Source organism: Pseudomonas sp. LS.1a (assembly GCF_022533585.1).
Lineage (GTDB): Bacteria > Pseudomonadota > Gammaproteobacteria > Pseudomonadales > Pseudomonadaceae > Aquipseudomonas.
Genome location: NZ_CP092827.1, coordinates 3,353,345 through 3,374,600, shown reverse-complemented (window position 1 = coordinate 3,374,600; position 21,256 = coordinate 3,353,345). Strand labels below are relative to the sequence as shown.

Genomic DNA, 21,256 nt, shown 5'->3' with positions numbered 1-21,256 from the left:
GCGAAGGGCCACAAAGTGGCCCGGCAGTTCAGAGACCATTGCGTCAAGCGATGGCAATCGACGGGTCGGCAGCGGCCAGGGCCAGGGCGCGATCAGCTGCTGGCGGGTAGATCCACACAGAGTTGATCTGGCGCTTGAGGTCTTTGCCTTCCTGGCCATGCAGTTTCAGTTCGCGCTCCCAACCCTCGCTATACGCCGCGCCCCATTCGCCCAGATCCAGGCAGGTGACGTACTTGGGCTGGCGGTATACCAGCGGCTGCAGGCCTAGCAGGTCGGCCGCGGCGTTGTTGCCGCTGTGGCGGCCCATCGGGATGGCGTGCTGGCAGGTCATCAGGGCGTGGTTGCCCAGCTCGTCCACCGCGGCCCAGGCGGTGTCGCCGGTGGCGTACACATGGTCCTGGCCCAGCACCTTCAGGTGGCCGTCCACTTTCAACCGGCCGAAGTTGTCGCGTTCGCCGGAAACCTGTGCAGTCAGCGGGCTCGCCTTGACGCCAACGGTCCAGATCACGGTGTTGCTGGCGATATGGTCGCCGTTGTCCAGGGTAACGCCACCGGCATCGACGGCCACTACCGAGGCGCCGATCTGCCACTCGACCCCGGCCTGTTCGCTGGCGGCGACGATCGATGGCGTGATACCTGCGCCCAGCGCCGCGCCAACCTGCGCACCGCGATCGACCACCACTACCCGCAGCGCCGCACTGGCACCAAGGATGGCCCGCAGACGGGCAGGCATTTCCGTAGCGGTTTCAATGCCCGTGAAGCCACCACCGCAGACCACCACGGTGTTGCGTGCAGGCGAAGCGGGCAGGGCGGCCAGGCCGACCAGGTGGCGCTCCAGGCGCATGGCCGACTCCATCTGGTCGACATCGAATGCATGTTCGGCCAGGCCAGGCACTGCCGGGCGTGCGACCTGGCTGCCGGCAGCGAGGATCAGGCGGTCGTAGGCGATCCGTTGCCGGAGCCCCTGGGCGTCGGTGTAGCTGACACTGCGCCCTTCGGTATCGATGTTGTCGGCGCTGCCCGGGATGAAGTGAATGCCCACGGCTTCGAACAGCTCGCCCAGCGGGGCCTTCATGCCGTGCACGTCGGCCTCGTAGAAGCGCGGGCGGATGCGCAGTTCTGGCTGTGGAGCGAGGACGCTGATGCTGACGTCGGCGCGCTGGGCCTGGTCGAGCAGGCGTGCGGCGCTGAGGGCGCTCCAGACACCGGCAAAGCCGGCACCGATGATGAGAATGTTCGATTTCATGAGGGTGCTCCGCAAGGTTCGAAGGGGGCTTCGAGGGCGAGTTGTGTGCCGCTCGAATAACTACGACTCTATTAGTCGTAGTTTGTGGGTGCAAGTCTTTTTTACACGAGGGTGACACTGCGCACCGCTGCTTCCTGGCCGGAATAGCCGTATTTGTTGGGTTGAATGGATTGAACAGGCCGACCGGCGGCAGCCGCGCGCTTTGCGGCCCAGGTACTACGGGCGTATCATTTGCGACAAGATTGGTCGGAGATAGATATGTCGCTCTACAGTGCTGGCGTCGAATACGGTATCCATTGCCTGCTGTTCCTGGTGGACGAGCGGGGCGACTCGCGCGAGTCCAGCGTGCGCGACCTGGCGGAGTTGCAGGGAGTGCCCCAGGAGTACCTGGCCAAGGTCTTCACCAAGCTGGCCCGTGCCGGGCTGGTGGCTGCCACCGAGGGCGTGCGCGGTGGCTTCCGGCTGGCGCGGCCGTCGGATGAAATCAGCGTGCTGGATATCGTCAATGCCATCGACGGGCCGAAGAAGATCTTCGACTGCCGCGAAGTTCGCGAACGCTGCAGCCTGTTCGAGGGTTCGCCACCGGGTTGGGCGACCGAGGGCACCTGCGCGATCCATGCGGTGATGCTGGGGGCGCAGAAGCGCATGGAGGAGGCCCTGGCGCAGCAGACCATCCTTGATCTGGCGCGGCGGTTCGGGCGCAAGGCGCCGGCCGAGTTCGGGCAGAAGGTCAATGCCTGGATGGGTGAGCGGCGGGAGGGTAAGGGGGCAGGGGATATTCCGGTCAGTCAGGTGTGAATCTGTTGCCTGCACCGGCCTCTTCGCGGGTAAACCCGCTCCCACAGGACCGTCACAATCTCTGAGACTTGTGCCGTTCCTGTGGGAGCGGGTTTACCCGCGAAGAGGCCAGTCCAGACTAACGCCCCTCATGCTGCCGCCGATACGCCCCCGGCTGTACCCCCACCGCTTTGGCAAACGCCCGGGTAAACGCCGCCACCGACTGGTACCCCACCTGCGCCCCCACCTGCTCCACGGTATGCCCCGCCTGTAGCAACTGGCTGGCATGGCGCATGCGCAACGCCAGCAGTACTTGCCCCGGCGACTGTCCGGCCAGTTCATTGAAACGCTTGAAAAACGCCGACCGCGACAACCCGGTGCAGGCCGCCATGCTTTCCAGCGTCCACGCTTGCCCCGGTTGCTCGATCAACTGCTCCAGCAGCCCGGCAAACGCCGGTTGCCGGGCGAGGGCGACCAGCCCGCCCAGCGATTGCCCGGCATGCACCTGCTGGCGCAGCACATACAGGAACAACAAGTGCGTCAGCCGCTCCAGCAACCCCTGCGATGGCCCGGCGGCGCGCCGGCATTCCTCCAGAATCAGCTCGAACAACGCCCGCGCCGCATGCCCGGCCGGTTCATTGGCGCGCAGCAATATCCAGTCGGCCAGGCCGTCGACGATCAGCGCCGACAAGCCCGGCTTGAAGTGGAAGAAACCACACACCAGCCCCACGCCATCGACCGCCTCGGTGTCCATGGCCTGCATGCGCTGGCGCGGCTGGGCGCAGGCACTGGCCGGGTCCTGGTCGCTGGCCAGGCGATAGCCGAGGTCGCGCAGCAGGAACACCGCATCGCCGGCCTCCAGCCGCAGTGCATCGGGCTGGCCGTCGATGTGCAACCAGCAATGCCCCTGCACCACCAGGTGGAAGCTGGCCCGGCCCATGCCCTGGGTGCTGGCGTGCCAGCCGCCGCAGTAGCGGCCTACATGGAACAGGCTGGCATCGAGCTCCAGGCCTTCTAATAACCAATCGACAAGGTGGCTGGACGAAATCATCTAATGCAAAGACTCAAGAGCAAGGAAAGGCGACTGATGAATATGGAGGGTAGTTCTTATAACCAACAGACTGTAGTGACACCCATCAAAGGAGACCACTCCATGTCCTCGCGCATTACTTTACACACGCTGCAGAGCGCCCCGGAAGCGGCCCGTCCGTTCCTCGAGAACGCGCAGAAGAACTCCGGCTTCATCCCCAACCTGCTGGGCGTGCTGGCCAATGCCCCGGCGGCACTGGAAACCTACGTGACCGTTTCGGCACTCAACGGCAAATCCGAACTGAGCCTGGCCGAGCGTGAAGTGGTGCAACTGATTGCCGCCACCCAGCATGGCTGCGACTTCTGCGTGGCCGGCCACACGGCCGTGGCCCTGAACAAGGCCAAGCTGCCGCAGGAGGTGGTCGATGCCCTGCGTGCCCGTGGCGAGCTGCCCGATGCCCGTTATGAAACCCTGGCCGCGTTCGCCCGCGAAGTGATCGCCACCCGTGGCAATGTCAGCGAGGCCACATACCAGGCCTTCCGAGCGGCCGGCTTCAGTGAAGGTAACGCGCTGGAGGTGATTCTGGGCGTGAGCCTCGCAACCCTGTGCAACTTTGCTAATGTGTTCGCCCAGACGCCGCTCAATGACGAGCTGGGCAAGTACCGCTGGCAGCCATCTGCATAGACCCTGTTTGCTAGCGGCCATGATGCGGTCGTTGCAGGAGCGGCCTTGTGCCGCGAACGGGCCGCAAAGCGGCCCCGGCGTCCCCAAAGGAGCAAGACCATGCAAGATTGTGCATTTCGACACTGGCTGGATGCCAATGCCGAGGCCATTGATCGGGGCCAGTGCGAGCCTCAGCTGGTGCTGGCGCAGATCGCCGAATCGCAGCTGCTGCGCGTCGGTGTCGACCCGGCCCTGGGTGGCACGGGCGGGCAGGTGACCGACGCGGTCGAGGCCATCGCCGCGATCGCCAGCCGCTCGCTGGCAGCGGCGTTCGTCTGCTGGGGCCAGCGCGCCTTCATCGAATACCTGTTGCACAGCCCCAACCAGCCTCTGCGCGAGCGCCTGCTGCCGCGCCTGCTGACTGGCGAACTGGCCGGCGCCACCGGGCTGTCCAACGCCATGAAGTTCCTGTCCGGCATCGAAGCCCTGCAGGTGCGCGGCCGCCCGGCAGAGGATGGCTGGCACCTGGAAGGTCGCCTGCACTGGGTGACCAACCTGCGCAAAAGCGGCTTCGTGGTGGCTGCGGCCATCGAAGACGAAGGCGGTGGCGCCCCGTTCGTGCTGGCCATTCCGTCCGACGCACAAGGCCTGGAGCGTTCCGACGACCTGCAACTGATGGGGCTGCAGTCGAGCAATACCGCGGCACTGGCCTTCCACCAGGTGCAATTGCAGCGTGGCTGGTTACTGCACGAAAATGCCCGCGAGTTCCTGCCCCGGGTACGCCCGGCGTTCCTGGCGCTGCAATGCGGCATGGCCATTGGCCTGGCGCGGCGGGCGCTGGCGGAAGTGCAGGCACACCTGCATGGCCGTGCCTCGTTCCTCGACGAAGCACGCCTGGTACTCAGCGAGCGCCTGGAAAACACCGTGAGCGAGCTCAAGCAGGGCCTGCTCGATGGCCGCTTCCAGCAGCATCCGGCTGCCTTGTTCAAGCTGCGCATCACCCTGGCCGAAAGCGCTGCCGACGCCGTCCAGCTGGAGTTGCAGGCCAGTGGTGGCAAAGCTTACCTCAGCGAGTACGGTGAAGGCTTTGCCCGCCGCTGGCGCGAGTCGGCTTTCGTGCCGATCGTCACGCCCAGCCTGGTGCAACTGCGCGCCGAACTGCAACGCCAGGCGGGCGCGGCATGAGCCCAGTGTTGCTCGAAGCCCGCGACATCAGCCTGGGCTACCCGCGCGAGGGTGGCTGGCAGGCGGTGCTGGCGCAGTTCGACCTGCAGCTGGCACCGGGCGAAGTGGTGACCATCCTCGGCCCCAGCGGGGTTGGCAAGTCCAGCCTGCTGCGGGTGCTGGCCGGCCTGCAACAGCCCCGCAGTGGCAGCGTGACCCTGCACGGCCAGCCGCTGCAGGGCCCGCACCCACGTCTGGCGGTGGCCTTCCAGGACCCGAGCCTGTTGCCCTGGTTGAGCCTGGAGAAGAACGTCGCCTTCGGCCTGGACTTCGCCCGCCAGCCCAAACTGGCCGCTGCCGAACGGCGCGCCCGCATCGACCACGCGATTGCCGCTGTCGGCCTGGCCCATGCCCGCGGCCAGTACCCGGCGCAGTTGTCCGGGGGCATGGCCCAGCGCACTGCGCTGGCCCGCTGCCTGGCCCGCCAGCCCGAAGTGCTGCTGCTCGACGAGCCGTTCGGCGCGCTCGATGAAGTGACCCGGGCCGACATGCAGCAACTGCTGCTGCAACTGATCGCCACCCATAACACGGCGGCGGTGCTGATCACTCACGATATCGACGAAGCCCTGCTGCTGTCCGACCGGGTCCTGCTACTGGGCAACCACCCAGCGCACACCCTCGGCCAGTGGCACATCGACCTGCCGCAACCACGGACGCAGCGGGTCGAGGAACTGGGCGCCTTGCGCATCGAAATCCTCAAAACCCTTCGGCGGGCAAGCCGCACAGTCGAACCCACCCCAACCCCGTTGCCCTCGGAGGCTGTCCATGTGCATGGATGACTGCTGTTCCTCTTCTTCGCGTCGCGATTTCCTCAAGCTTGGTGCCATGCTCACGGCCGCCGGTGCGCTGCCGTTGCTGTCGAGCCTGCAGGCCCGGGCCGCCACCGAGCCGGACGCGCCGGTGCGTATCGGCTACCTGCCGATCACCGACGCCACGCCGCTGCTGGTGGCGCACAACAACGGCCTGTTCGAGGCCGAAGGCATCAAGGCCGAGCGCCCGGTGCTGCTGCGCAGCTGGGCGCAGGTGATCGAGGCGTTCATCTCCGGCCAGGTCAATGTCATTCACCTGCTGTCGCCAATGACCGTGTGGGCCCGCTACGGCAGCAAGGTGCCGGCCAAGGTGGTGGCCTGGAACCATGTGGGCGGTTCCGGCCTGACCGTGGCCCCGGACATCAGCGACATGAAACAGCTGGGCGGCAAGACCGTGGCCATCCCGTTCTGGTATTCCATCCATAACGTGGTGCTGCAGCAGATGCTCAACGACAACGGCCTGACCCCGGTGTCGAAGCCGGCCAATGCGCCACTGGCCGGCAACGAAGTCAACCTGCTGGTGTTGCCGCCATCCGACATGCCGCCGGCGCTGGCCAGCAAGCGCATCGCTGGCTATATCGTCGCCGAGCCATTCAACGCCCTGGCCGAGAACCTCAAGGTCGGCCGCGTGCAGCGCTTTACCGGCGATGTGTGGCGCAACCACGCCTGCTGCGTGGTGTTCATGCACGAGCACGACCTGAACAACCGTCCGGAGTGGTCGCAGAAGGTGGTCAACGCCATCGTCAAGGCCCAGCACTGGACCCGCGACCACCGCGCCGAGGCCGCCGCGTTGTTGTCCAAGGCCGGCCCCAACAAGTACACCCCGCATGAGCCCGCAGTGCTGAGCAAAGTGCTGGCCCCGGCTGCCGAGGACCGTGCCGGTTATATTGCCAGTGGCGCCATTCGCCACCAGCAGTGGGACGAAAAACGCATCGATTTCCAGCCTTACCCGTTCCCCAGCTACACGGAAGAACTGGTCAAGCGCCTGAAAACCACCCTGATCGAGGGTGACCACGCGTTCCTGGCCGGCCTGGACCCGGCGCAGACCGCCCGCGACCTGGTCGACGACCGCTTCGTGCGCAACGCCATCGCTACCGTTGGCGGGCCGTCGGTGTTCGGCATTGCCGACAACTTCGAGCGTAGCGAGGAGTTCGCGGTCTGATGCGCACGCATGTCGTTCATGCCGGCCTGGGTCTGGCCGGGTTGCTGGGGTTGTTGCTGTTGTGGTGGGCCGGTGTTGCGCTGTTCGGCCAGGCCGATGGCCTGTCGGCGCGCTTTTCGCCGGCGGCGACCCTGGCCAGCCTGGTCGAGTTGCTGGGGCAGGGCGAGGTTTACGGGCATATCTGGGTCAGCCTCAAGCGCATCCTGGTCGGGCTGCTGCTGGCGCTGCTGATTGGTGTGCCGCTGGGCTTGCTGGTGGGCAGCTACCGGCACCTGGAGGCGGCGACCACGCCGGCGTTCCAGTTCCTGCGCATGATCTCGCCGCTGTCGTGGATGCCGGTGGTGGTGATGCTGATGGGCGTGGGGGACCAGCCTATCTACTTCCTGCTGGCGTTTGCCGCGTTATGGCCGATCTTGCTGAACACGGCGGCCGGGGTAAGGCAGCTGGACCCGCGCTGGTTGCAGTTGAGCCGCAGTTTGAGTGCGACGCGCCGGGAGACCTTGTGCAAGGTGATCGTGCCCGGTGTGATCGGCCATGTGCTAACCGGCGTGCGCCTGGCCATCGGCATTCTGTGGATCGTGCTGGTGCCGTGCGAAATGCTCGGGGTGAGTGCCGGGCTGGGGTACTTCATTCTCGATACCCGCGACCGGTTGGCGTATTCCGAGCTGATGGCGATGGTACTGCTGATCGGGGTGCTGGGGTTTGTGCTCGATGCCTTTGCGCGTGGGTTGCATCGGCGTTGGGTGCATGGCTGAAGGGCCAGAGGGGCTTCTTCGCGGGCTTGCCCGCTCCCACAGGTATCCTGCCGCCCTTTGGCCTTGTGATACCCCTGTGGGAGCGGGCGAGCCCGCGAACAGGCCCTCGGATCAATGTACGGTCTTGCGCTGCCGTACACACTCCTGCGCCTGAGCGGTCAGTTCGTCCAGCCGCTCATCCCGCATCTGCTCCGCTTCGATCATCGCATCCTCACCTTGCTGGTTGAGCAGGTAGGTATGGATCTGCATCACTTCCGCCGTCTGGTAGATCGGCGCAATATCCAGCCGTCCGATCAGCGCTCCACTAGCCTGCCCGGTACTGCTCATCAGCACCTGCGGCCCATTGGCGGCCACCACCTGCATGCCCATCGCCTCGAACCATGGTACCTGGCTGGCAAAGGCATTCAACTCGACGCAGGCATGGCGTGCCTGCAGGTCGCCCAGCAGCGCACGGGCGATACCCTGGCGGCGATGGCTGGCGCGTACGGCCAGGAACGCCAGGGCGCACGCCTGTTCATCGTCCTCGGCCGGCAGCGACAGGGCAAAGCCCAGCAATTGGTCCGGCGCGTCGGCATCCAGCGCCAGGGTCAGTGCCACGGCCAGGCCGCGGGTGCCGTCCAGCGCTTGCAGGTACTGGTGCACTTCCATGCCGACGCCGTACTGGTACAGCGGGTACAGCGGGTTGTCGGCGCTGATGGCGACACTGCTCAGTTCGCCGACGTGGTGGATCACCAGCTCGCGGATCTGGTTCTGGAAAGATTCAGGCGGCACGCTGTCGAGGCGGCTCAGGATGAACATCGGGGGGCAGGCTCCGGCGGGTAGATAGACAGCCCGCGCCGTGCGGGCGCGGGCTGTACAGTCTAACCGGTTTTGCCGATCAGCCTTGTACCTGTAATGCACCGAGCATCAGGTCGAGGTTTTGCACCGCCGCGCCGGAGGCACCTTTGCCGAGGTTGTCGAACACTGCGGTCAGCAGCACCTGGCCGTGCTCCGGGTTGGCGTAAAGCGCCAGGCGCAGGTCGTTGCTGTCGTTCAACGCCTCGGGGTCGAGGTTCGGCGCTGCGCCGTGCTGGTGCAGGGGCATCAGCTGCACGTAGCGGGCACCCTGGTAGTGCTGCTCCAGGCAGGCCTGCAGCTGCTCGGCACTGACCTGGCCGGGCAGCAGGCGCAACTGCAGCGGGATGCTCAGCACAATGCCCTGGCGGTAGGCACCGTAGCCGGGCATGAACATCGGCCGCGCCGACAGCCCGGCGTGCTGCTGGATTTCCGGCACGTGCTTGTGCGCCAGTTCCAGGCCGTACAGTTGCAGGGCCGGGGTTTTGCCAGCGGTGGGCTGCTCATGCCGTTCGACTGCGGCGCGGCCACCACCGGAATAGCCGGAGATGGCGTGGATGTTCAGCGGGTAATCCGCTGGCAGCAGGCCAGCCTTGACCAGTGGGCGCAGCAGGGCGATGGCGCCGGTGGGGTAGCAGCCGGGGTTGCTGACGCGCTTGCTGTGCGCGATGCGTTCGGCTTGCTGCTCGTCGAGCTCCGGCAGGCCATAGACCCAGCCTGGGGTGGTGCGGTGCGCGGAGCTTGCGTCGATCACCCGCACCTGCGGGTTGTGGATCGTCGTCACGGCCTCGCGGGCGGCCTCGTCGGGCAGGCACAGCAGGGCGATGTCGGCGCTGTTGATCGCCTCGCGGCGGCGTTGCGGGTCTTTGCGCTCGGCTTCGGCCAGGGTCAGCAGGCGCAGATCGCTGCGGCCTTGCAAGCGGGCATGGATCTGCAGGCCGGTGGTGCCTTGGTCGCCGTCGATGAAGACAACAGGGGTGTGCATGGTCAAAGTCCGGTCGGGGAGGGATGGCCTATGCTCGCCTGTGGCTTTGCTAAAGAAAATTTGAATATGATGATCGATATATTCATCTTTTCTGAATGAGTTTGGCCCATGCGTGAAATCAGCCTCGATCGCCTGCGCACCTTGGTGGTCATCTCCGACCTGGGCTCCTTTGCCGACGCCGCCCGCCAGCTAAGCCTGGCGCCGCCCACCATCAGCCTGCACGTGGCCGAACTGGAGGCGCGCATCGGCGCCCCCTTGCTCACCCGTACCCGCGGCCAGGTGCGGCCCACGGCCATCGGCGAAACCCTGCTGGCCCGTGCCCGCCGCCTGCTGGCCGACGCCGACCTGGCGCTGGACGAAGTGCGCCGGCAAGTCGAAGGCCTGACCGGGCGGGTGCGCCTGGGCGCTTCCACCGGTGCCATTGCCCACCTGCTGCCGCAGGCGCTGGAGCACCTGCGCACGGTGCACCCGGGGATCGATGTGCAGGTACAGGTGCTGACCTCCCAGGCCTCGCTGACGCGCCTGCGCGAGGGCACGCTGGATATCGGCCTGGTGGCCTTGCCGCAGGTGGCCGGCAAAGGGCTTAGGGTTACCCCCTGGCGGCGTGACCCGATCCTGGCCTACGTGCCGGCCGACTGGCAGCCGCCGGCCAAGGTTACGCCGGCCTGGCTGGCGCAGCGGGCGTTGATCCTCAACGACAGCAGCACCCAGTTGTCGCGGGTGACCGGGGAGTGGTTCGCGGCGGCGGGGTTGTACCCCGAGCCGCGAATCGAGCTGAACTACAACGATGCGATCAAGAGCCTGGTCGGGGCCGGGTATGGGGCAACGTTGCTGCCGCAGGAGGGGGAGGTAGCCGAGCTGGACCGGCGCATTGCCCGCCGGCCGCTGCGGCCAGGGTTGTGGCGGCAATTGGGCATTGCCTGCCGGGAAGGGCAGGTGGAGCGGGCCACAGGGTATGTGTTGCAGGCGCTGGAGCGGTTACGGCAGTAGGGGCCGCAAAGCGGCCCCAGGGATCACCCCCGCTCACGAGCCCGCACCGCAGTCACGGTCTCCCCGCCAACCCCCCAGTTATCGGTCGGTACCTCCTCGATCACCACAAAGGTACTGGCCGGCGGCTTGCCCAGTACCTGCTGCAGCATGCGGGTCGTCTGTTCGATCAGCTGGCGCTTGTGCTCAGCGTTCACGCCTTCATCGGTCACGCGAATGTGGACATAGGGCATGGTTCTCGCTCCTCTGTTAATGCCAGGTGCCAGCGGTGCTACCGCCATCCACCGGCAGGATCACGCCGCTGACGAAACGTGAGTCGGCCAGGTACAACACCGCATCCACAACATCCTGCGGCGTGCCGGTGCGGCCACTGGGTGACAGCGCGCCCAGCCCCTGCACATTGCCGCCATGCAGCGGCGTATCGATGATCCCTGGCGCCACCGCATTCACTTGCACGCCGCTGGCCGCCAGTTCCAGCGCCAGGCCTTTCACCGCCTGGTTCAGGCCGCCCTTGACCAGCACCGGCAGCAGGGCCGGCACGCGGGTGTCCGGTTGCAAGGCGATGGAGGCGGTGATGGCGATGATCTGACCATGCCCTTGCCTGGTCATGATCCGCGCCGCTTCCTGGGCAGGGTAGAAGAAACCCTTGAGGTTGGTGCCGACCAGGGCGTCGACATCCGCTTCGCTGTACTCGGCAAACGGCTTGGCAATGAAGATGCCGGCGTTGTTGATCAGCAGGTCGACCCCGCCAAAGGCTTGCTCAGCGCTGGCGAACAGGCGCTGCGCCGTGCCCGGCTCGGCGATGTCGCCAGCTACGCCGATGAAGCGCGAAGGGTTGCCGAGGCGGGCGGCGGCCTGCTCCAGGCGGGCCTGGCTGCGGGCATTGCCGACCACGTTGTCGCCGCGTTCGAGGAAGGCCTCGGCCAGGGCGAAACCCAGGCCGCTGGAGGCCCCGGTGATGATGACGGTGCGTGGCGTGTTCATGTGCATGATCTCCAGTGAAGTGAGCCATGGGCTCGATGTGGAGCCACTGTAGGCTGCTACCAGCACTTGAAAAATGAGGCGAAGGGCATTTCAATAGATACATCATGTAATCAATCGAGCCGTCATGACCCGCCATTTCGATGACCTGCAACTGGGCAGCCTGGAGCTGTTCTGCCTGGCCGCCGACAGCGGCAGTTTCACTGCTGCGGCCACGGAGGCCGGCGTTACCCCGGCGGCGGTCAGCCGCAGCGTGGCGCGCCTGGAAGAGCGCCTGGGCGTGCGCTTGTTCGTCCGCACCACCCGGCAGATGCGCCTGTCCGCAGCGGGCCAGGCCTATTACCAGCAATGCCGGCAGGCGCTGGGGCAACTGGTCGAGGCCGAGCGCCAGGTCACGGGCGGGCAGGTCGAGCCGAGCGGCCGCCTGCGCATCAGTGCGCCCACGCCTTATGCCCATCACCGGCTGTTGCCGCTGCTGCCGCGGTTTCGCCAGCGCTACCCGAAGGTGCAGGTGGATGTGCATGTCAGCAACCGCAACGTCGACTTCGCCGAGGAACCGTTCGACCTGGCGATTCGTGGCCGCGAGCCGGCCGATTCACGGCTGGTGGCGCGCCGCCTGGAAGATGCCGAACTGGTGGTGGTGGCCACACCAGGCTATCTGGCCCGTGCCGGCACGCCACAAACACCGCACGACCTGCTGCAACATGAGTGCATCCAGTTCGAGCTGCCAAGCAGTGGCCGCCGGCCGCCGTGGAGCTTTCGCCAGGATGGCCAGCAGGTGGAGATCGAAACCCAGGGTGGGTTTACCTGCCTGGGCGACTTTCTCGCCACCGCCACGCTGGTGCGTCATGGCGGTGGGCTGATGCAGGCTTACCGCTTTACCGTGCAGGACGCGCTGGCCAGTGGCAAACTGGTGGAAGTGCTCGCTGAGTTTGGCGGGACCTCGCGGCCATTCATGCTGATCTACCCCCAGGCCCGGCACATGCCGCTGCGGGTGCGGGTGTTCATCGATTTCCTGTTTGCCGAGGGGGCATAGCCCCTGGGCTGAGGCGAGGCGCCGGGGCGCATGGCCGTCTATGCTGTTTGCTGCGTCGAGCCTGTCATCTCGACGACCCTTCAGGTTTTCCAGGAGAACGCTCCATGAAATCCACGAAATGCATACCTTTGCTGGTGATTGCCTCGGTCCTCAGTTTTGCCGCACACGCAGACCCTGTGAGCAACTGTGCGGCCAAGATCAAGGAGCTTGAAGACATTCAAAGGACCGATGGCCAGGCACTGCACGGTGGCATGGCCACGACTACCACGAGCTGTTGAAGCAGGCCAAGGAGGGGCAGACTGCGGGGGACATGACCAAGTGCCAGGCCTCGGCAGACCGGGCCAAGACCATCTACAACAAGGCGCGCGGGAAGTAGCTGCAGTCCTGCACTGGCCTCTTCGCGGGCTTGCCCGCTCCCACAGGTACTGCACAGGCCTTGGGCCTGTTGGAAATCCTGTGGGAGCGGGCAAGCCCGCGAAGAGGCCAGTGCAGGAGGGCCCAGTCAGAACCAGCGATCGTTCTTCCTGCGCCCACGGGTCAGCGACGGCAGGATCAGCCCCGCCAGCAAGCCCGCGCCGGCAATGCTGCCGCCATACACCATGTAGCGCATCATCACCTGCTTGTTCTCGTCCCCCAGGCGTGCCTGGGTATCGCGCAGCTCCGACTGGCTCTGGTCGAGCTGTTCATTCAGCGCCTTGTTGCGCGCTTCCAGCTCGTCGATCAGTTTCTTGCGTGAATCTAGGGTTTCCTGCATGCCCTGCACGCGGTTCTTCCAGCTGTCGTCGATGTTCTTCAATTGCCCGGTCAGGTCCGCGACCTGGGCATCGAGCTGCGGCAGGCGCTCGCCCTGGCCTGGCACCGACTGCAGGTCGTTGCTGAGAATCCACACCACATCGCCGTTTTGCCCGCGCACCTGGCTGTAGTTGCCCTGGCTGCCGATCAGGGTCAGCTTCTGCCCGGACTTGAGCGTACCGACGATGCGGTGGCCATCGGTCGGTCCACTGCGCACATAGGTGCTCAGGCTGTCGCTGACCCAGCGCGCATCGCTGGCAGGCTCTTCGGCGTGCACCGGTACGGCAAGGGCCACCAGGGCGGCGATCAGGCCGCTGCGCAGGGCAGTGAGGGCGGAAGCAGTTGGGCGGGAATCGGGCATGTTGGGTCTTCGCTGAAACAGGACAAAAGTAGGCCCGGTGACTGGGCCGATGAACCGGTCGGTGAGTTGACCGTCAGCGAAAGACCGTTTTTTTGTCAGCAGGTTCACTACCTGATATCGGAAATGTCTGCAGGATGTTGCAAGGCTCCAACCGGCAACTCCGGGCTAGACTCAAGGGCTCACACTCTTTCATGGAGCAAGACCATGACTGCCAAGAACACCATTTGCCTCTGGTATGACAACGATGCCGAAGAGGCCGCGAATTTCTATGCCAGCGTTTTCCCTGACAGCAGAGTGATTGCCGTGCACCAGGCGCCCGCTGACTATCCATCCGGCAAGCAAGGTGACGTGATTACCGTGGAGTTCAGCGTGATGGGGATTCCTTGCGTGGGGCTCAATGGCGGCAAGGCCTTCACGCACTGCGAGGCTTTTTCGTTCCAGGTCAGTACCGAGGACCAGGCCGAGACCGACCGCTTGTGGGATGCCATTGTCGGCAACGGCGGTGAGGCCAGCGTTTGCGGTTGGTGCAAGGACAAGTGGGGGATTTCGTGGCAGATCACCCCGCGCATCCTCATCGAAGCCATTGGCCACCCCGACCGGGCGGCGGCCAGCCGAGCATTCGAGGCCATGATGCAGATGGGCAAGATCGATGTGGCGCAGATCGAGGCGGCGTTGAAGGGCTGATGCAAGTCCGTTTTCAACGCGTTGGCTGGCACCGGCTGCGCTGGTGTTCGCGGGCACGCCCGATCCCACAGGTTGCCCTGCTGATTCAATGAGTTTGAGGAGCTGGTTTGCCGGAGATGGCGCAATGCGGCTCCAGCTTCCTCTGGTTGGCCCGATCAGTTGCCGGTCACTTCGGCCTCTGCCGTCGTCGCTTTGGCCGAAGCCTTCTTTTCCTGCACCACGATGTAGAACTCTTCGCCATGTTTCACTGCGCCATAAAGTACGGCCTTTTCGATCAGCTCGTTGCCGCGCAGGTGGCGCAGCATCATCGGGTCCTTGCGCAGGTCGCGGTACAGCGCCAGGCATAGCAGCACCATCACCACGACGAACGGCAGGGCCACGACGATGGTCAGGTTCTGCAGGCCAGTCAGCGCCTCGCCAGGGGCGCGTGGGTCGCCGATTGCCAGCATGATCGCCGCCACCGTACCGGTCAGCGCACCCCAGAAAATCACCGTGCGTCGCGATGGCGTGGTGGTGCCGTGCTCCGATAGCGTGCCCATGACCAGTGAGGCCGCATCGGCACCGGAGACGAAGAAGATACCCACCAGAACCATCACCAGCACTGAAGTCGCCGAGGCCAGCGGGTAGCTGTCCAGCAGCTGGTACAGCGCGTGGTTGCTGTTGACCGCACCATTGGCCAGCTGGAAGGCGCCTTCGCGCAGGGCATCGATACTCGCGCCGCCAAAGATGGTGAACCACACCAGGCTGACCAGGCTCGGTACCAGCAGCACCCCGGTGACGAACTGGCGGATGGTGCGGCCGCGGCTGATACGGGCGATGAACATGCCCACGAACGGCGTCCAGGAAATCCACCAGGCCCAGTAGAACACGGTCCAGCCGGCCAGCCAGCTGTTCATCTGCTCACCGCCGCTGGCGTTGGTGCGGGCCATCATTTCCGGCAGCATCTTGGCGTAGATGCCGATCGAGGTTGGCAGCAGGTTGAGCATCAGCAGGGTCGGGCCGACCAAAAACACGAACACTGCCAGCACCAGTGCCAGCACCATGTTGGTGTTGGACAGCCACTGGATGCCCTTGCCGATGCCCGACACCGCCGAGGTGACGAAGGCAATGGTCAGCAAAGTGATGATCGAGATGTAGAACAGCTTGCCAGGGCTTTCGATCCAGCCGTTGTACTCCAGGCCACCGGCGATCTGCAGCGCGCCGAGGCCCAGCGAGGCAGCCGAGCCGAACAGCGTGGCGAAAATCGCCATCATGTCTATCAGGCGGCCGAGCGGGCCGTTGGCATGCTTGCCGATCAATGGCCGAAAGGCTGCAGAAATCAACTGCGAGCGGCCGCGGCGGAAGGTGCCATAGGCAATCACCAGGCCGACGATGGCGTACATGGCCCAGGGGTGCAGGGTCCAGTGGAACAGCGTGGTGGCCATGGCCACCTGCATCGCCTCGCTGGACTGCCCAGTGGTCGTCCCAGGCGGTGGCGACACGTAGTGCGACAGCGGTTCGGCAACGCCGAAGAACATCAGGCCGATGCCCATGCCGGCGCTGAACATCATCGCCACCCAGGACACCGTGCGGAATTCTGGCTGTTCGCCATCACGGCCCAGCGGAACCCGGCCGTATCGGCTGGCGGCCAACCACAGCACGAACACCACGAACAGGGTAGAGGTGAGCACGAAGAACCAGCCGAAGTTGAGAATGACCCAGGATTGCGCGCTGGAGGCGCTGCTGGCGAGGCTGGCCTGATTGAGGAAGCCCCAGAGGACGAAAGCGATTGCCAGGAGGCTGGTGAAGCCAAAGACGATCCAGTCAAGCTTGCCCTCGAAATGCCGGTCCTGGCGTGCTTCTGCGGTTTTCGAGGGGTCCGTCACGCCAAGGTCGAGCGTTTCGGTGATGTGTTCCTTTGCCATGAATGATGAGGCCCCTTTCTGGCTTACCTGCAGGTACAGGCTTGTAGTTTTGTGTGGGCTACCGAGTTCGATGACTGCCTCGGCGGGGAGACTGCTGGCACGATTATCCTGTGCAGGAAACGGCAGCTCCTGTCCCGATAGCGCCCCGGGGCGTCCATTACGCGACCTGCCAGATACTTTTAGTTCTGGGGGCGATGGCCCTTTCTGCCTCGCGTTCTGGTACCCTGATGGGCATTCCCCGGGCCTGCACATCCGAGCACCGTAGAAGCGCTGCTGCTTGTGGGCCTGGCCGCACCAGGAAACGGAGATTCGTCAAAATGGCCACTGACCGTGTGAGCCTGATTCATTTCGATAAATTGAGCATGAGCCCTGCCGCTGCCGATCGGTTCCAGAAAGCCCTCGACGCGCTGGAAGCGCTCAAGCTGCAGGACCGTTACGTGTATCTCATCGCTCCTTATCTGGGTGATATCGCTGACGCCTCCGACCGCGAGCAACTGGCCACCGCCCTGGAGCAGGGCTTGCGCGTGGTCGACGAGCTGCTGGCTGCCAGGTCGGTCAGCAAGGTCAAGGCCGAGGAAGTACGCCAGGTGTTTCACAGTGCCGCCGAGCGTGCACAGGCGGAAATGCCCGGCTGAGTGGTGGCATGGCGAAAGACATCGACAACCCTTGCGTCTCGCTGTGCCAGCTCAACAGCGAGTTGTGCGTGAGCTGCGGCCGCACCCGTGACGAAATTCGCAAATGGCGGGGCATGAAGCGCCCCGAGAAGATGGCCACCGTGCAGCGGGCCGCAACGCGAATGAAGGCTATCGCCAAGAAGGCGGCCAAGCGGCAGAATACAGGTTGAACCTGCGTGTCCCGCGCGCGCCCTTTCCTGATTGTCTGACGAGCCTGAAAATGGATTCTCACTCGCTGTTTGCCTTTACCCTGGTCGCTGCCATCGCGATCGCCAGCCCCGGCCCTGCCACCCTGATGGCCATCAACAACAGCCTCGCCCATGGCCAGCGCAGCGCGATCTGGTCGTCACTGGGCAATGGCTCGGGCCTGTTCTGCCTGTCGGCTGCCGCCATGCTGGGGCTGGGTGCGCTGCTGGCCAGTTCCGAAATGCTGTTCAATGCCGTGAAGATCCTGGGGGCGGGCTACCTGTTCTACCTGGGGGCGCGGCAATTGCTGAAAAAGAGCCCGATGCTGGCGCAAGGCGCCGCAGAGGGTATGGCCAAGGTCCGGCCCACGCCGCTGAAGCTGTACAAGTCGGCATTCCTCACGGCAGTGACCAACCCCAAGGCGACCATGTTCTTCACCGCGCTGTTCCCGCAGTTCATCGACCAGGGGGCGGCGTTGCTGCCGCAGTTCCTGATCCTGACCGGAATTTTCGTCGCGTTGTCGCTGGTTTCTCTGAGCCTGTATGCCGCACTGGCGGCGCGGGCCAAGGGCGTGCTGACCCGGCCGTCGCTGTCGCGCTGGGTGAGCCGGGTGGTGGGCACGACCTTTATCGGTTTTGGCGCGGCGATCCTGGCGATGCGCCGGCAGGGTGCCTGAAATATGAGGGCCGCTTGTTCCGGCCGATGAAAGGCCAACCCAATGGCCATACATGGTCCAGACTGTCTACAGCACGCACAGATGGATGCTGCAGTCGACCACAGGATGTGGCAGCCTTTGGCCACCGCTCCGGGTCTCCGGATGATACATGTGCCGAGGGTTGTCGATGATCGAGCGCTGCTTTCGCCACGCTTTGCCGCTGTTGCAGTGCCTGTTGCTGCTGCCGCTGGCGGCGGTAGCGGATGAGGAATGCCGGCGGCTGACTGCTACCGGCAACCCGGAATACCCTCCTTACCTGTGGCGCGACCCGCAAAACCCCCAACAACTGATCGGTGCCAATGCCGACCTGCTCAAGTACCTGGGCAAGCAACTGGGGCTGGAAATCGAGGTGGTCTACGGCGGGCCGTGGTCGCGCGCCCAGGAAGAAGTACGCACGGGCCGAATCGACCTGATGGCCGGGTATTTCCTGACCAAGGACCGTCAGCAACAGATGGACTTCATTACTCCGGCATTTTTGCATACACCCAGCGTTGTCTGGGTGCGCCAGGACAGTGCCTTTGCCTACCGGCAGTGGGCCGACCTGAAGGGCCGCAAAGGTGGCACGCTGGTCAACAACAGCCACGGCCAGCAGTTCGACGACTACGCCAAGGCCAATCTCACCCTCGAAGCGGTACCCGGTGCCAGGCAGGCGTTCGAAAAGTTGGTGCACAAGCGTAGCGACTACGTGGTGTACGAGCAGTACCCCGGCATGGCGCTGGCGCGCACCTTGGGGATTGCCGACACTGTACAGGTGCTGGAGCCACCGATATCCAGCGAAGGGCTGTACCTGGCACTGTCCCATGAATCGCCCTGCAACCAGCCGCAGCTGCGTGAGGCGCTGGCGAGGGAGATGGAGAAGATCGTTGCCGGGGCGCTGCCGGAGCAGCTGTTGCAGCAAAACCTGGAGCGTTGGCAGTAGCAGCCCGGGATGCGCGCCTACAGGGCCAACTGCTCGGCTTCCTTGGCCCGGGTCACGCTGACCGCGCCGGGCAGGCTGACATTGTTCTTTGCCGCGAGGATCTCGGCCATGACGCTGACGGCGATCTCGGCCGGGGTCTTGCTACCGATATAGATGCCGATAGGGCCGTGCAGGCGCTGCAACGACGCTTCGCTTTCGCCGAAGTGTTCGATCAGCCGCTCGCGGCGCAGCTGGCTGTTGCGCCGTGAGCCGATGGCACCAATGTAGAACGCCGGGCTGTGCAGGGCTTCGAGCAGGGCCAGGTCGTCCAGCTTGGGGTCGTGGCTGACGGCGACAATGGCGCTGCGCAGGTCCGGGGCGAAGGCGCGGACCACGTCGTCCGGCATGCCGGCCAGGCGGTTGACGCCGGCAACGTTCCAGCCTGCGGTGTACTCGGGTCGCGGGTCGCACAGTGAAACGCTGAAGCCATTGAACAGGGCCATGGTCGCCAGGTATTCGGCCAGCGCGCCGGCACCGATCAGCAGCAGGCGGTAGCCGGGGCCTAGGGTGCTGAGCATATGCTGGCCATCGAAGCTGAACAGTTCGGGCGTGGTGGTGGCGGTGAGGCTGGTTTCACCGCTGCACAGGTCGAGCCCACGATGTACCAGCCTGCCGCTGTCGAGGTCGGCGAGCAGCTGCTCGAGGTGTTGCAACGACGGGGCAAATTCCAGCACCAGTTCGAGGGTACCGCCACAGGGCAGGCCGAAGCGGTGGGCCTCGTCGGCGCTGACGCCATAGCGCACCACCTGGGGCAAGCCGCCCGGCATGCCGGGGCCGCCGTAGGCGCTGGTGTAGCGGTGGATAAGGTCGTCTTCGATGCAGCCGCCAGAGACACTGCCGACCACACGGCCGTCGCTGCGCAGCGCCATCATCGAGCCCACCGGGCGGGGGGAGGAGCCCCAGGTGCGGGCGACCGTGGCGAGCAGGGCGCGGTGGCCGGCGGCGAGCCAGTCTCGGGTGGTGCGCAGGACCAGCAGGTCGATGCTTTCCATGGGGACTCCATTAAACCTGATGTTCAAGGGGGGCGGTGCCGGCCTCTTCGCGGGCATGCCCGCTCCCACAGGAGTTGCACTAGTCATGAGACCTGTGCAGTACCTGTGGGAGCGGGTTCACCCGCGAAGAGACCGGTACAGCCACCAGATTTCATCGCATATGCAAAATGATCGGGCTGCTGCTGGCCGGGTCGGTATGCCCACGCAACTTGCCCACCGCCTGCGCATTCACCGCGCCGCCATTGTTCCCCCAGGCGCTGCGCACGAAACCCAGCACATCTGCAATTTCCTGGTCACTTAATTGCTCACGGAAGGCCGGCATGCGATAGGCATCGGGCAACCCGGCCGTCACCACCCGTTGCGAACCATTGAGGGTGATATTGATCGCCGAGGCGTCTTCCTTGGCCAGTGCCGAAGTGGCGCCGGCCAAGGGTGGCATCCATTCGGCCTGGCCCTTGCCGTCCAGGCCGTGGCACGACGCACAGCGGGTTACATAGGTATGCGCCCCAGGGCTATCGAGCCGTGCCGCTGCCGACTGGGCCTGGTATTGCCACGGCGCGCCATCGCGTTGCGGGTCGCCGGGCAGCGACTTGAGGTAGTGGGCGATGGCGGACAGGTCGTCGTCGCTCATGAACTGCGTGGAGTTGTTGAACGCCTCGGTCATCGAGCCGAATACCACTGCATGCCGGTTGCGCCCGGTCTTGAGGAACTGTGCAATCTCGGCCTCGCTCCAGCGCCCCAGCCCGGTGTTGGCGTCGGCACGCAGGCTCGGTGCATACCAGCCATCGAGCAGGGCTCCGGCGAGGAACGGTTTGCCGCTGTCATCCAGGGCCTTTTCGTTGAAGGCCAGGCCGCGCGGCGTATGGCAGCTGCCGCAGTGGCCGGGGCCCTGGACGAGGTAGGCGCCGCGGTTCCACTGTGCATCCTGCCCGGCCTGGTCGGCGTATGGCGTGGTGGCGGCGAACAAGCCATTCCACATGGCAATGGGCCAGCGCCAGTTCAGCGGCCAGGGAATGTCGCTGGCCAGGTTGGCCTGCTGCACCGGTTGTACGCCGCGCATGAAGAAGGCGTACAGTGCCTTGACATCGTCATCGCTGAGCTTGGCGTAGGACGGGTAGGGCATGGCCGGGTACAGCCGCCGGCCACCGGGCGCGACGCCCTGGCGTACGGCACGGTCGAAGTCGGCCAGGCTGTAGTGACCGATGCCGGTGTCGCGGTCGGGGGTGATGTTGGTGGCGTGGATCGCCCCCAGCGGGGTGGCCATTTCCAGTCCGCCGGCGAACGGTTTGCCGTCCGGCAGGCTGTGGCACGCCACGCAGTCGCTGAGCCGGGCCACATACTCGCCGCGGCTGACCAGCGCCGGGTCGGTGGCCGTGGCCTGCGTACCGGCAAACGGCGAGGCGGGCTCGCGGGTGACGTACCAGGCCAGCAGGCCTGCCGCGACCAGGCACGGCAGTGCCAGCCAGCAAGCGGTTCTTGCGAAGCGATGGGTCATGGGGCG

At 65.2% G+C, this 21,256-nt stretch carries 23 protein-coding genes and 1 pseudogene; 14 read left to right on the top strand and 10 right to left on the bottom strand.

All coding sequences use genetic code 11. The features are described 5' to 3' along the window. Window positions 1–43 precede the first annotated feature (43 nt). The gene (locus MKK04_RS15480; protein ID WP_207838145.1) at window positions 44–1,246 is read right to left on the bottom strand and encodes an NAD(P)/FAD-dependent oxidoreductase; all 1,203 of its coding nucleotides are present in this window, start codon (window positions 1,244–1,246) and stop codon (window positions 44–46) included. Between the two features lie 258 nt (window positions 1,247–1,504). Here MKK04_RS15480 and MKK04_RS15475 point away from each other — a divergent pair, with 258 nt between their 5' ends. Further along, window positions 1,505–2,044: an RrF2 family transcriptional regulator gene (locus tag MKK04_RS15475; RefSeq protein ID WP_207838148.1), complete on the top strand. Its 540-nt coding sequence runs from the start codon at window positions 1,505–1,507 to the stop codon at window positions 2,042–2,044. A gap of 118 nt (window positions 2,045–2,162) precedes the next feature. On the opposite strand, the gene MKK04_RS15470 is transcribed toward MKK04_RS15475, so the two are convergent. Then, complete coding sequence (locus MKK04_RS15470; RefSeq protein WP_241105643.1) at window positions 2,163–3,074, bottom strand: AraC family transcriptional regulator; 912 nt, start codon at window positions 3,072–3,074, stop codon at window positions 2,163–2,165. 102 nt (window positions 3,075–3,176) lie between these two features. On the opposite strand from MKK04_RS15470, the gene MKK04_RS15465 reads away from it, so the two are divergent. The 5 genes from MKK04_RS15465 to MKK04_RS15445 all read left to right on the top strand — a co-directional run bounded on the left by MKK04_RS15465 (window position 3,177) and on the right by MKK04_RS15445 (window position 7,666). Then, complete coding sequence (locus MKK04_RS15465; protein ID WP_046615469.1) at window positions 3,177–3,737, top strand: carboxymuconolactone decarboxylase family protein; 561 nt, start codon at window positions 3,177–3,179, stop codon at window positions 3,735–3,737. A 99-nt stretch (window positions 3,738–3,836) separates the two neighbouring features. Continuing rightward, a complete protein-coding gene (locus tag MKK04_RS15460) occupies window positions 3,837–4,901 on the top strand; it encodes an acyl-CoA dehydrogenase family protein (protein WP_207837825.1) in 1,065 nt (354 codons plus the stop codon). Further along, window positions 4,898–5,719 (top strand): ABC transporter ATP-binding protein, encoded by an 822-nt coding sequence (locus tag MKK04_RS15455; RefSeq protein ID WP_207837823.1) that lies wholly within the window; start codon window positions 4,898–4,900, stop codon window positions 5,717–5,719. The genes MKK04_RS15460 and MKK04_RS15455 overlap by 4 nt, the downstream gene beginning before the upstream one ends. Next, window positions 5,706–6,911, top strand: coding sequence for an ABC transporter substrate-binding protein (locus MKK04_RS15450; RefSeq protein ID WP_207837821.1), 1,206 nt, complete (start codon window positions 5,706–5,708; stop codon window positions 6,909–6,911). Before MKK04_RS15455 ends, MKK04_RS15450 begins: the two co-directional genes overlap by 14 nt. Further along, entirely contained in the window at window positions 6,911–7,666 is a 756-nt protein-coding gene (locus MKK04_RS15445; RefSeq protein ID WP_207837819.1) for an ABC transporter permease, read from the top strand. Before MKK04_RS15450 ends, MKK04_RS15445 begins: the two co-directional genes overlap by 1 nt. 111 nt (window positions 7,667–7,777) lie before the next feature. Here MKK04_RS15445 and MKK04_RS15440 read toward each other — a convergent pair whose 3' ends face one another. Next, window positions 7,778–8,464, bottom strand: a complete 687-nt coding sequence (locus MKK04_RS15440; RefSeq protein ID WP_063913653.1) for a GNAT family N-acetyltransferase — start codon at window positions 8,462–8,464, stop codon at window positions 7,778–7,780. Window positions 8,465–8,543: 79 nt separating this feature from the next. Then, window positions 8,544–9,485: an N-acetyl-gamma-glutamyl-phosphate reductase gene (gene argC / locus MKK04_RS15435; protein WP_233693521.1), complete on the bottom strand. Its 942-nt coding sequence runs from the start codon at window positions 9,483–9,485 to the stop codon at window positions 8,544–8,546. A 108-nt stretch (window positions 9,486–9,593) separates the two neighbouring features. On the opposite strand from argC, the gene MKK04_RS15430 reads away from it, so the two are divergent. After that, window positions 9,594–10,475 carry a LysR family transcriptional regulator gene (locus MKK04_RS15430; protein WP_241105642.1) on the top strand — a complete coding sequence of 294 codons (882 nt, stop codon included), beginning with the start codon at window positions 9,594–9,596 and terminating at the stop codon, window positions 10,473–10,475. Between the two features lie 23 nt (window positions 10,476–10,498). Here MKK04_RS15430 and MKK04_RS15425 read toward each other — a convergent pair whose 3' ends face one another. Next, complete coding sequence (locus MKK04_RS15425; protein WP_241105641.1) at window positions 10,499–10,705, bottom strand: tautomerase family protein; 207 nt, start codon at window positions 10,703–10,705, stop codon at window positions 10,499–10,501. A gap of 16 nt (window positions 10,706–10,721) precedes the next feature. Next, complete coding sequence (locus MKK04_RS15420; protein WP_207837810.1) at window positions 10,722–11,456, bottom strand: SDR family NAD(P)-dependent oxidoreductase; 735 nt, start codon at window positions 11,454–11,456, stop codon at window positions 10,722–10,724. 124 nt (window positions 11,457–11,580) lie between these two features. Between MKK04_RS15420 and MKK04_RS15415 the strand changes: the two genes are divergently transcribed. Next, window positions 11,581–12,489 carry a LysR family transcriptional regulator gene (locus MKK04_RS15415; protein WP_241105640.1) on the top strand — a complete coding sequence of 303 codons (909 nt, stop codon included), beginning with the start codon at window positions 11,581–11,583 and terminating at the stop codon, window positions 12,487–12,489. A gap of 104 nt (window positions 12,490–12,593) precedes the next feature. Continuing rightward, a pseudogene (locus MKK04_RS15410) lies at window positions 12,594–12,865 on the top strand (hypothetical protein). Window positions 12,866–12,991: 126 nt separating this feature from the next. On the opposite strand, the gene MKK04_RS15405 reads toward MKK04_RS15410, so the two are convergent. Further along, the gene (locus MKK04_RS15405) at window positions 12,992–13,642 is read right to left on the bottom strand and encodes a TIGR04211 family SH3 domain-containing protein (protein WP_207837802.1); all 651 of its coding nucleotides are present in this window, start codon (window positions 13,640–13,642) and stop codon (window positions 12,992–12,994) included. Window positions 13,643–13,846: 204 nt separating this feature from the next. On the opposite strand from MKK04_RS15405, the gene MKK04_RS15400 reads away from it, so the two are divergent. Then, window positions 13,847–14,326 carry a VOC family protein gene (locus tag MKK04_RS15400; protein WP_241105639.1) on the top strand — a complete coding sequence of 160 codons (480 nt, stop codon included), beginning with the start codon at window positions 13,847–13,849 and terminating at the stop codon, window positions 14,324–14,326. 155 nt (window positions 14,327–14,481) lie between these two features. On the opposite strand, the gene MKK04_RS15395 is transcribed toward MKK04_RS15400, so the two are convergent. Continuing rightward, on the bottom strand, window positions 14,482–16,230 hold the full coding sequence (locus MKK04_RS15395) for a BCCT family transporter (RefSeq protein ID WP_241105638.1): 1,749 nt from the start codon (window positions 16,228–16,230) through the stop codon (window positions 14,482–14,484). A gap of 317 nt (window positions 16,231–16,547) precedes the next feature. Between MKK04_RS15395 and MKK04_RS15390 the strand changes: the two genes are divergently transcribed. The 4 genes from MKK04_RS15390 to MKK04_RS15375 all read left to right on the top strand — a co-directional run bounded on the left by MKK04_RS15390 (window position 16,548) and on the right by MKK04_RS15375 (window position 18,724). Beyond that, window positions 16,548–16,865, top strand: a complete 318-nt coding sequence (locus MKK04_RS15390) for a hypothetical protein (protein WP_207837796.1) — start codon at window positions 16,548–16,550, stop codon at window positions 16,863–16,865. Window positions 16,866–16,873: 8 nt separating this feature from the next. Further along, window positions 16,874–17,074, top strand: coding sequence for a DUF1289 domain-containing protein (locus tag MKK04_RS15385; RefSeq protein ID WP_063913642.1), 201 nt, complete (start codon window positions 16,874–16,876; stop codon window positions 17,072–17,074). Window positions 17,075–17,124: 50 nt separating this feature from the next. Continuing rightward, on the top strand, window positions 17,125–17,766 hold the full coding sequence (locus MKK04_RS15380; RefSeq protein ID WP_207837794.1) for a LysE family translocator: 642 nt from the start codon (window positions 17,125–17,127) through the stop codon (window positions 17,764–17,766). Between the two features lie 166 nt (window positions 17,767–17,932). Continuing rightward, a complete protein-coding gene (locus MKK04_RS15375; protein ID WP_207837792.1) occupies window positions 17,933–18,724 on the top strand; it encodes a substrate-binding periplasmic protein in 792 nt (263 codons plus the stop codon). A 17-nt stretch (window positions 18,725–18,741) separates the two neighbouring features. Here MKK04_RS15375 and MKK04_RS15370 read toward each other — a convergent pair whose 3' ends face one another. Continuing rightward, the gene (locus MKK04_RS15370) at window positions 18,742–19,755 is read right to left on the bottom strand and encodes an XdhC family protein (protein WP_233687952.1); all 1,014 of its coding nucleotides are present in this window, start codon (window positions 19,753–19,755) and stop codon (window positions 18,742–18,744) included. A 151-nt stretch (window positions 19,756–19,906) separates the two neighbouring features. After that, on the bottom strand, window positions 19,907–21,250 hold the full coding sequence (locus MKK04_RS15365; protein WP_241105637.1) for a c-type cytochrome: 1,344 nt from the start codon (window positions 21,248–21,250) through the stop codon (window positions 19,907–19,909). Window positions 21,251–21,256: the final 6 nt, after the last annotated feature.

What these genes read in the sequence shown, in the direction of transcription:
- MKK04_RS15475 (WP_207838148.1), top strand. Translation starts at nt 1,505, where the DNA reads ATGTCGCTCTACAGTGCTGGCGTCGAATACGGTATCCATTGCCTGCTG.
- MKK04_RS15450 (WP_207837821.1), top strand. Translation starts at nt 5,706, where the DNA reads ATGTGCATGGATGACTGCTGTTCCTCTTCTTCGCGTCGCGATTTCCTC.
- MKK04_RS15430 (WP_241105642.1), top strand. Translation starts at nt 9,594, where the DNA reads ATGCGTGAAATCAGCCTCGATCGCCTGCGCACCTTGGTGGTCATCTCC.
- MKK04_RS15400 (WP_241105639.1), top strand. Translation starts at nt 13,847, where the DNA reads ATGACTGCCAAGAACACCATTTGCCTCTGGTATGACAACGATGCCGAA.
- MKK04_RS15390 (WP_207837796.1), top strand. Translation starts at nt 16,548, where the DNA reads ATGGCCACTGACCGTGTGAGCCTGATTCATTTCGATAAATTGAGCATG.
- MKK04_RS15460 (WP_207837825.1), top strand. Translation starts at nt 3,837, where the DNA reads ATGCAAGATTGTGCATTTCGACACTGGCTGGATGCCAATGCCGAGGCC.
- MKK04_RS15365 (WP_241105637.1), bottom strand. Translation starts at nt 21,250, where the DNA reads ATGACCCATCGCTTCGCAAGAACCGCTTGCTGGCTGGCACTGCCGTGC.
- MKK04_RS15370 (WP_233687952.1), bottom strand. Translation starts at nt 19,755, where the DNA reads ATGGAAAGCATCGACCTGCTGGTCCTGCGCACCACCCGAGACTGGCTC.
- MKK04_RS15380 (WP_207837794.1), top strand. Translation starts at nt 17,125, where the DNA reads ATGGATTCTCACTCGCTGTTTGCCTTTACCCTGGTCGCTGCCATCGCG.
- argC (WP_233693521.1), bottom strand. Translation starts at nt 9,485, where the DNA reads ATGCACACCCCTGTTGTCTTCATCGACGGCGACCAAGGCACCACCGGC.
- MKK04_RS15405 (WP_207837802.1), bottom strand. Translation starts at nt 13,642, where the DNA reads ATGCCCGATTCCCGCCCAACTGCTTCCGCCCTCACTGCCCTGCGCAGC.
- MKK04_RS15375 (WP_207837792.1), top strand. Translation starts at nt 17,933, where the DNA reads ATGATCGAGCGCTGCTTTCGCCACGCTTTGCCGCTGTTGCAGTGCCTG.
- MKK04_RS15480 (WP_207838145.1), bottom strand. Translation starts at nt 1,246, where the DNA reads ATGAAATCGAACATTCTCATCATCGGTGCCGGCTTTGCCGGTGTCTGG.
- MKK04_RS15420 (WP_207837810.1), bottom strand. Translation starts at nt 11,456, where the DNA reads ATGAACACGCCACGCACCGTCATCATCACCGGGGCCTCCAGCGGCCTG.
- MKK04_RS15395 (WP_241105638.1), bottom strand. Translation starts at nt 16,230, where the DNA reads ATGGCAAAGGAACACATCACCGAAACGCTCGACCTTGGCGTGACGGAC.
- MKK04_RS15470 (WP_241105643.1), bottom strand. Translation starts at nt 3,074, where the DNA reads ATGATTTCGTCCAGCCACCTTGTCGATTGGTTATTAGAAGGCCTGGAG.
- MKK04_RS15385 (WP_063913642.1), top strand. Translation starts at nt 16,874, where the DNA reads ATGGCGAAAGACATCGACAACCCTTGCGTCTCGCTGTGCCAGCTCAAC.
- MKK04_RS15445 (WP_207837819.1), top strand. Translation starts at nt 6,911, where the DNA reads ATGCGCACGCATGTCGTTCATGCCGGCCTGGGTCTGGCCGGGTTGCTG.
- MKK04_RS15425 (WP_241105641.1), bottom strand. Translation starts at nt 10,705, where the DNA reads ATGCCCTATGTCCACATTCGCGTGACCGATGAAGGCGTGAACGCTGAG.
- MKK04_RS15465 (WP_046615469.1), top strand. Translation starts at nt 3,177, where the DNA reads ATGTCCTCGCGCATTACTTTACACACGCTGCAGAGCGCCCCGGAAGCG.
- MKK04_RS15415 (WP_241105640.1), top strand. Translation starts at nt 11,581, where the DNA reads ATGACCCGCCATTTCGATGACCTGCAACTGGGCAGCCTGGAGCTGTTC.
- MKK04_RS15455 (WP_207837823.1), top strand. Translation starts at nt 4,898, where the DNA reads ATGAGCCCAGTGTTGCTCGAAGCCCGCGACATCAGCCTGGGCTACCCG.
- MKK04_RS15440 (WP_063913653.1), bottom strand. Translation starts at nt 8,464, where the DNA reads ATGTTCATCCTGAGCCGCCTCGACAGCGTGCCGCCTGAATCTTTCCAG.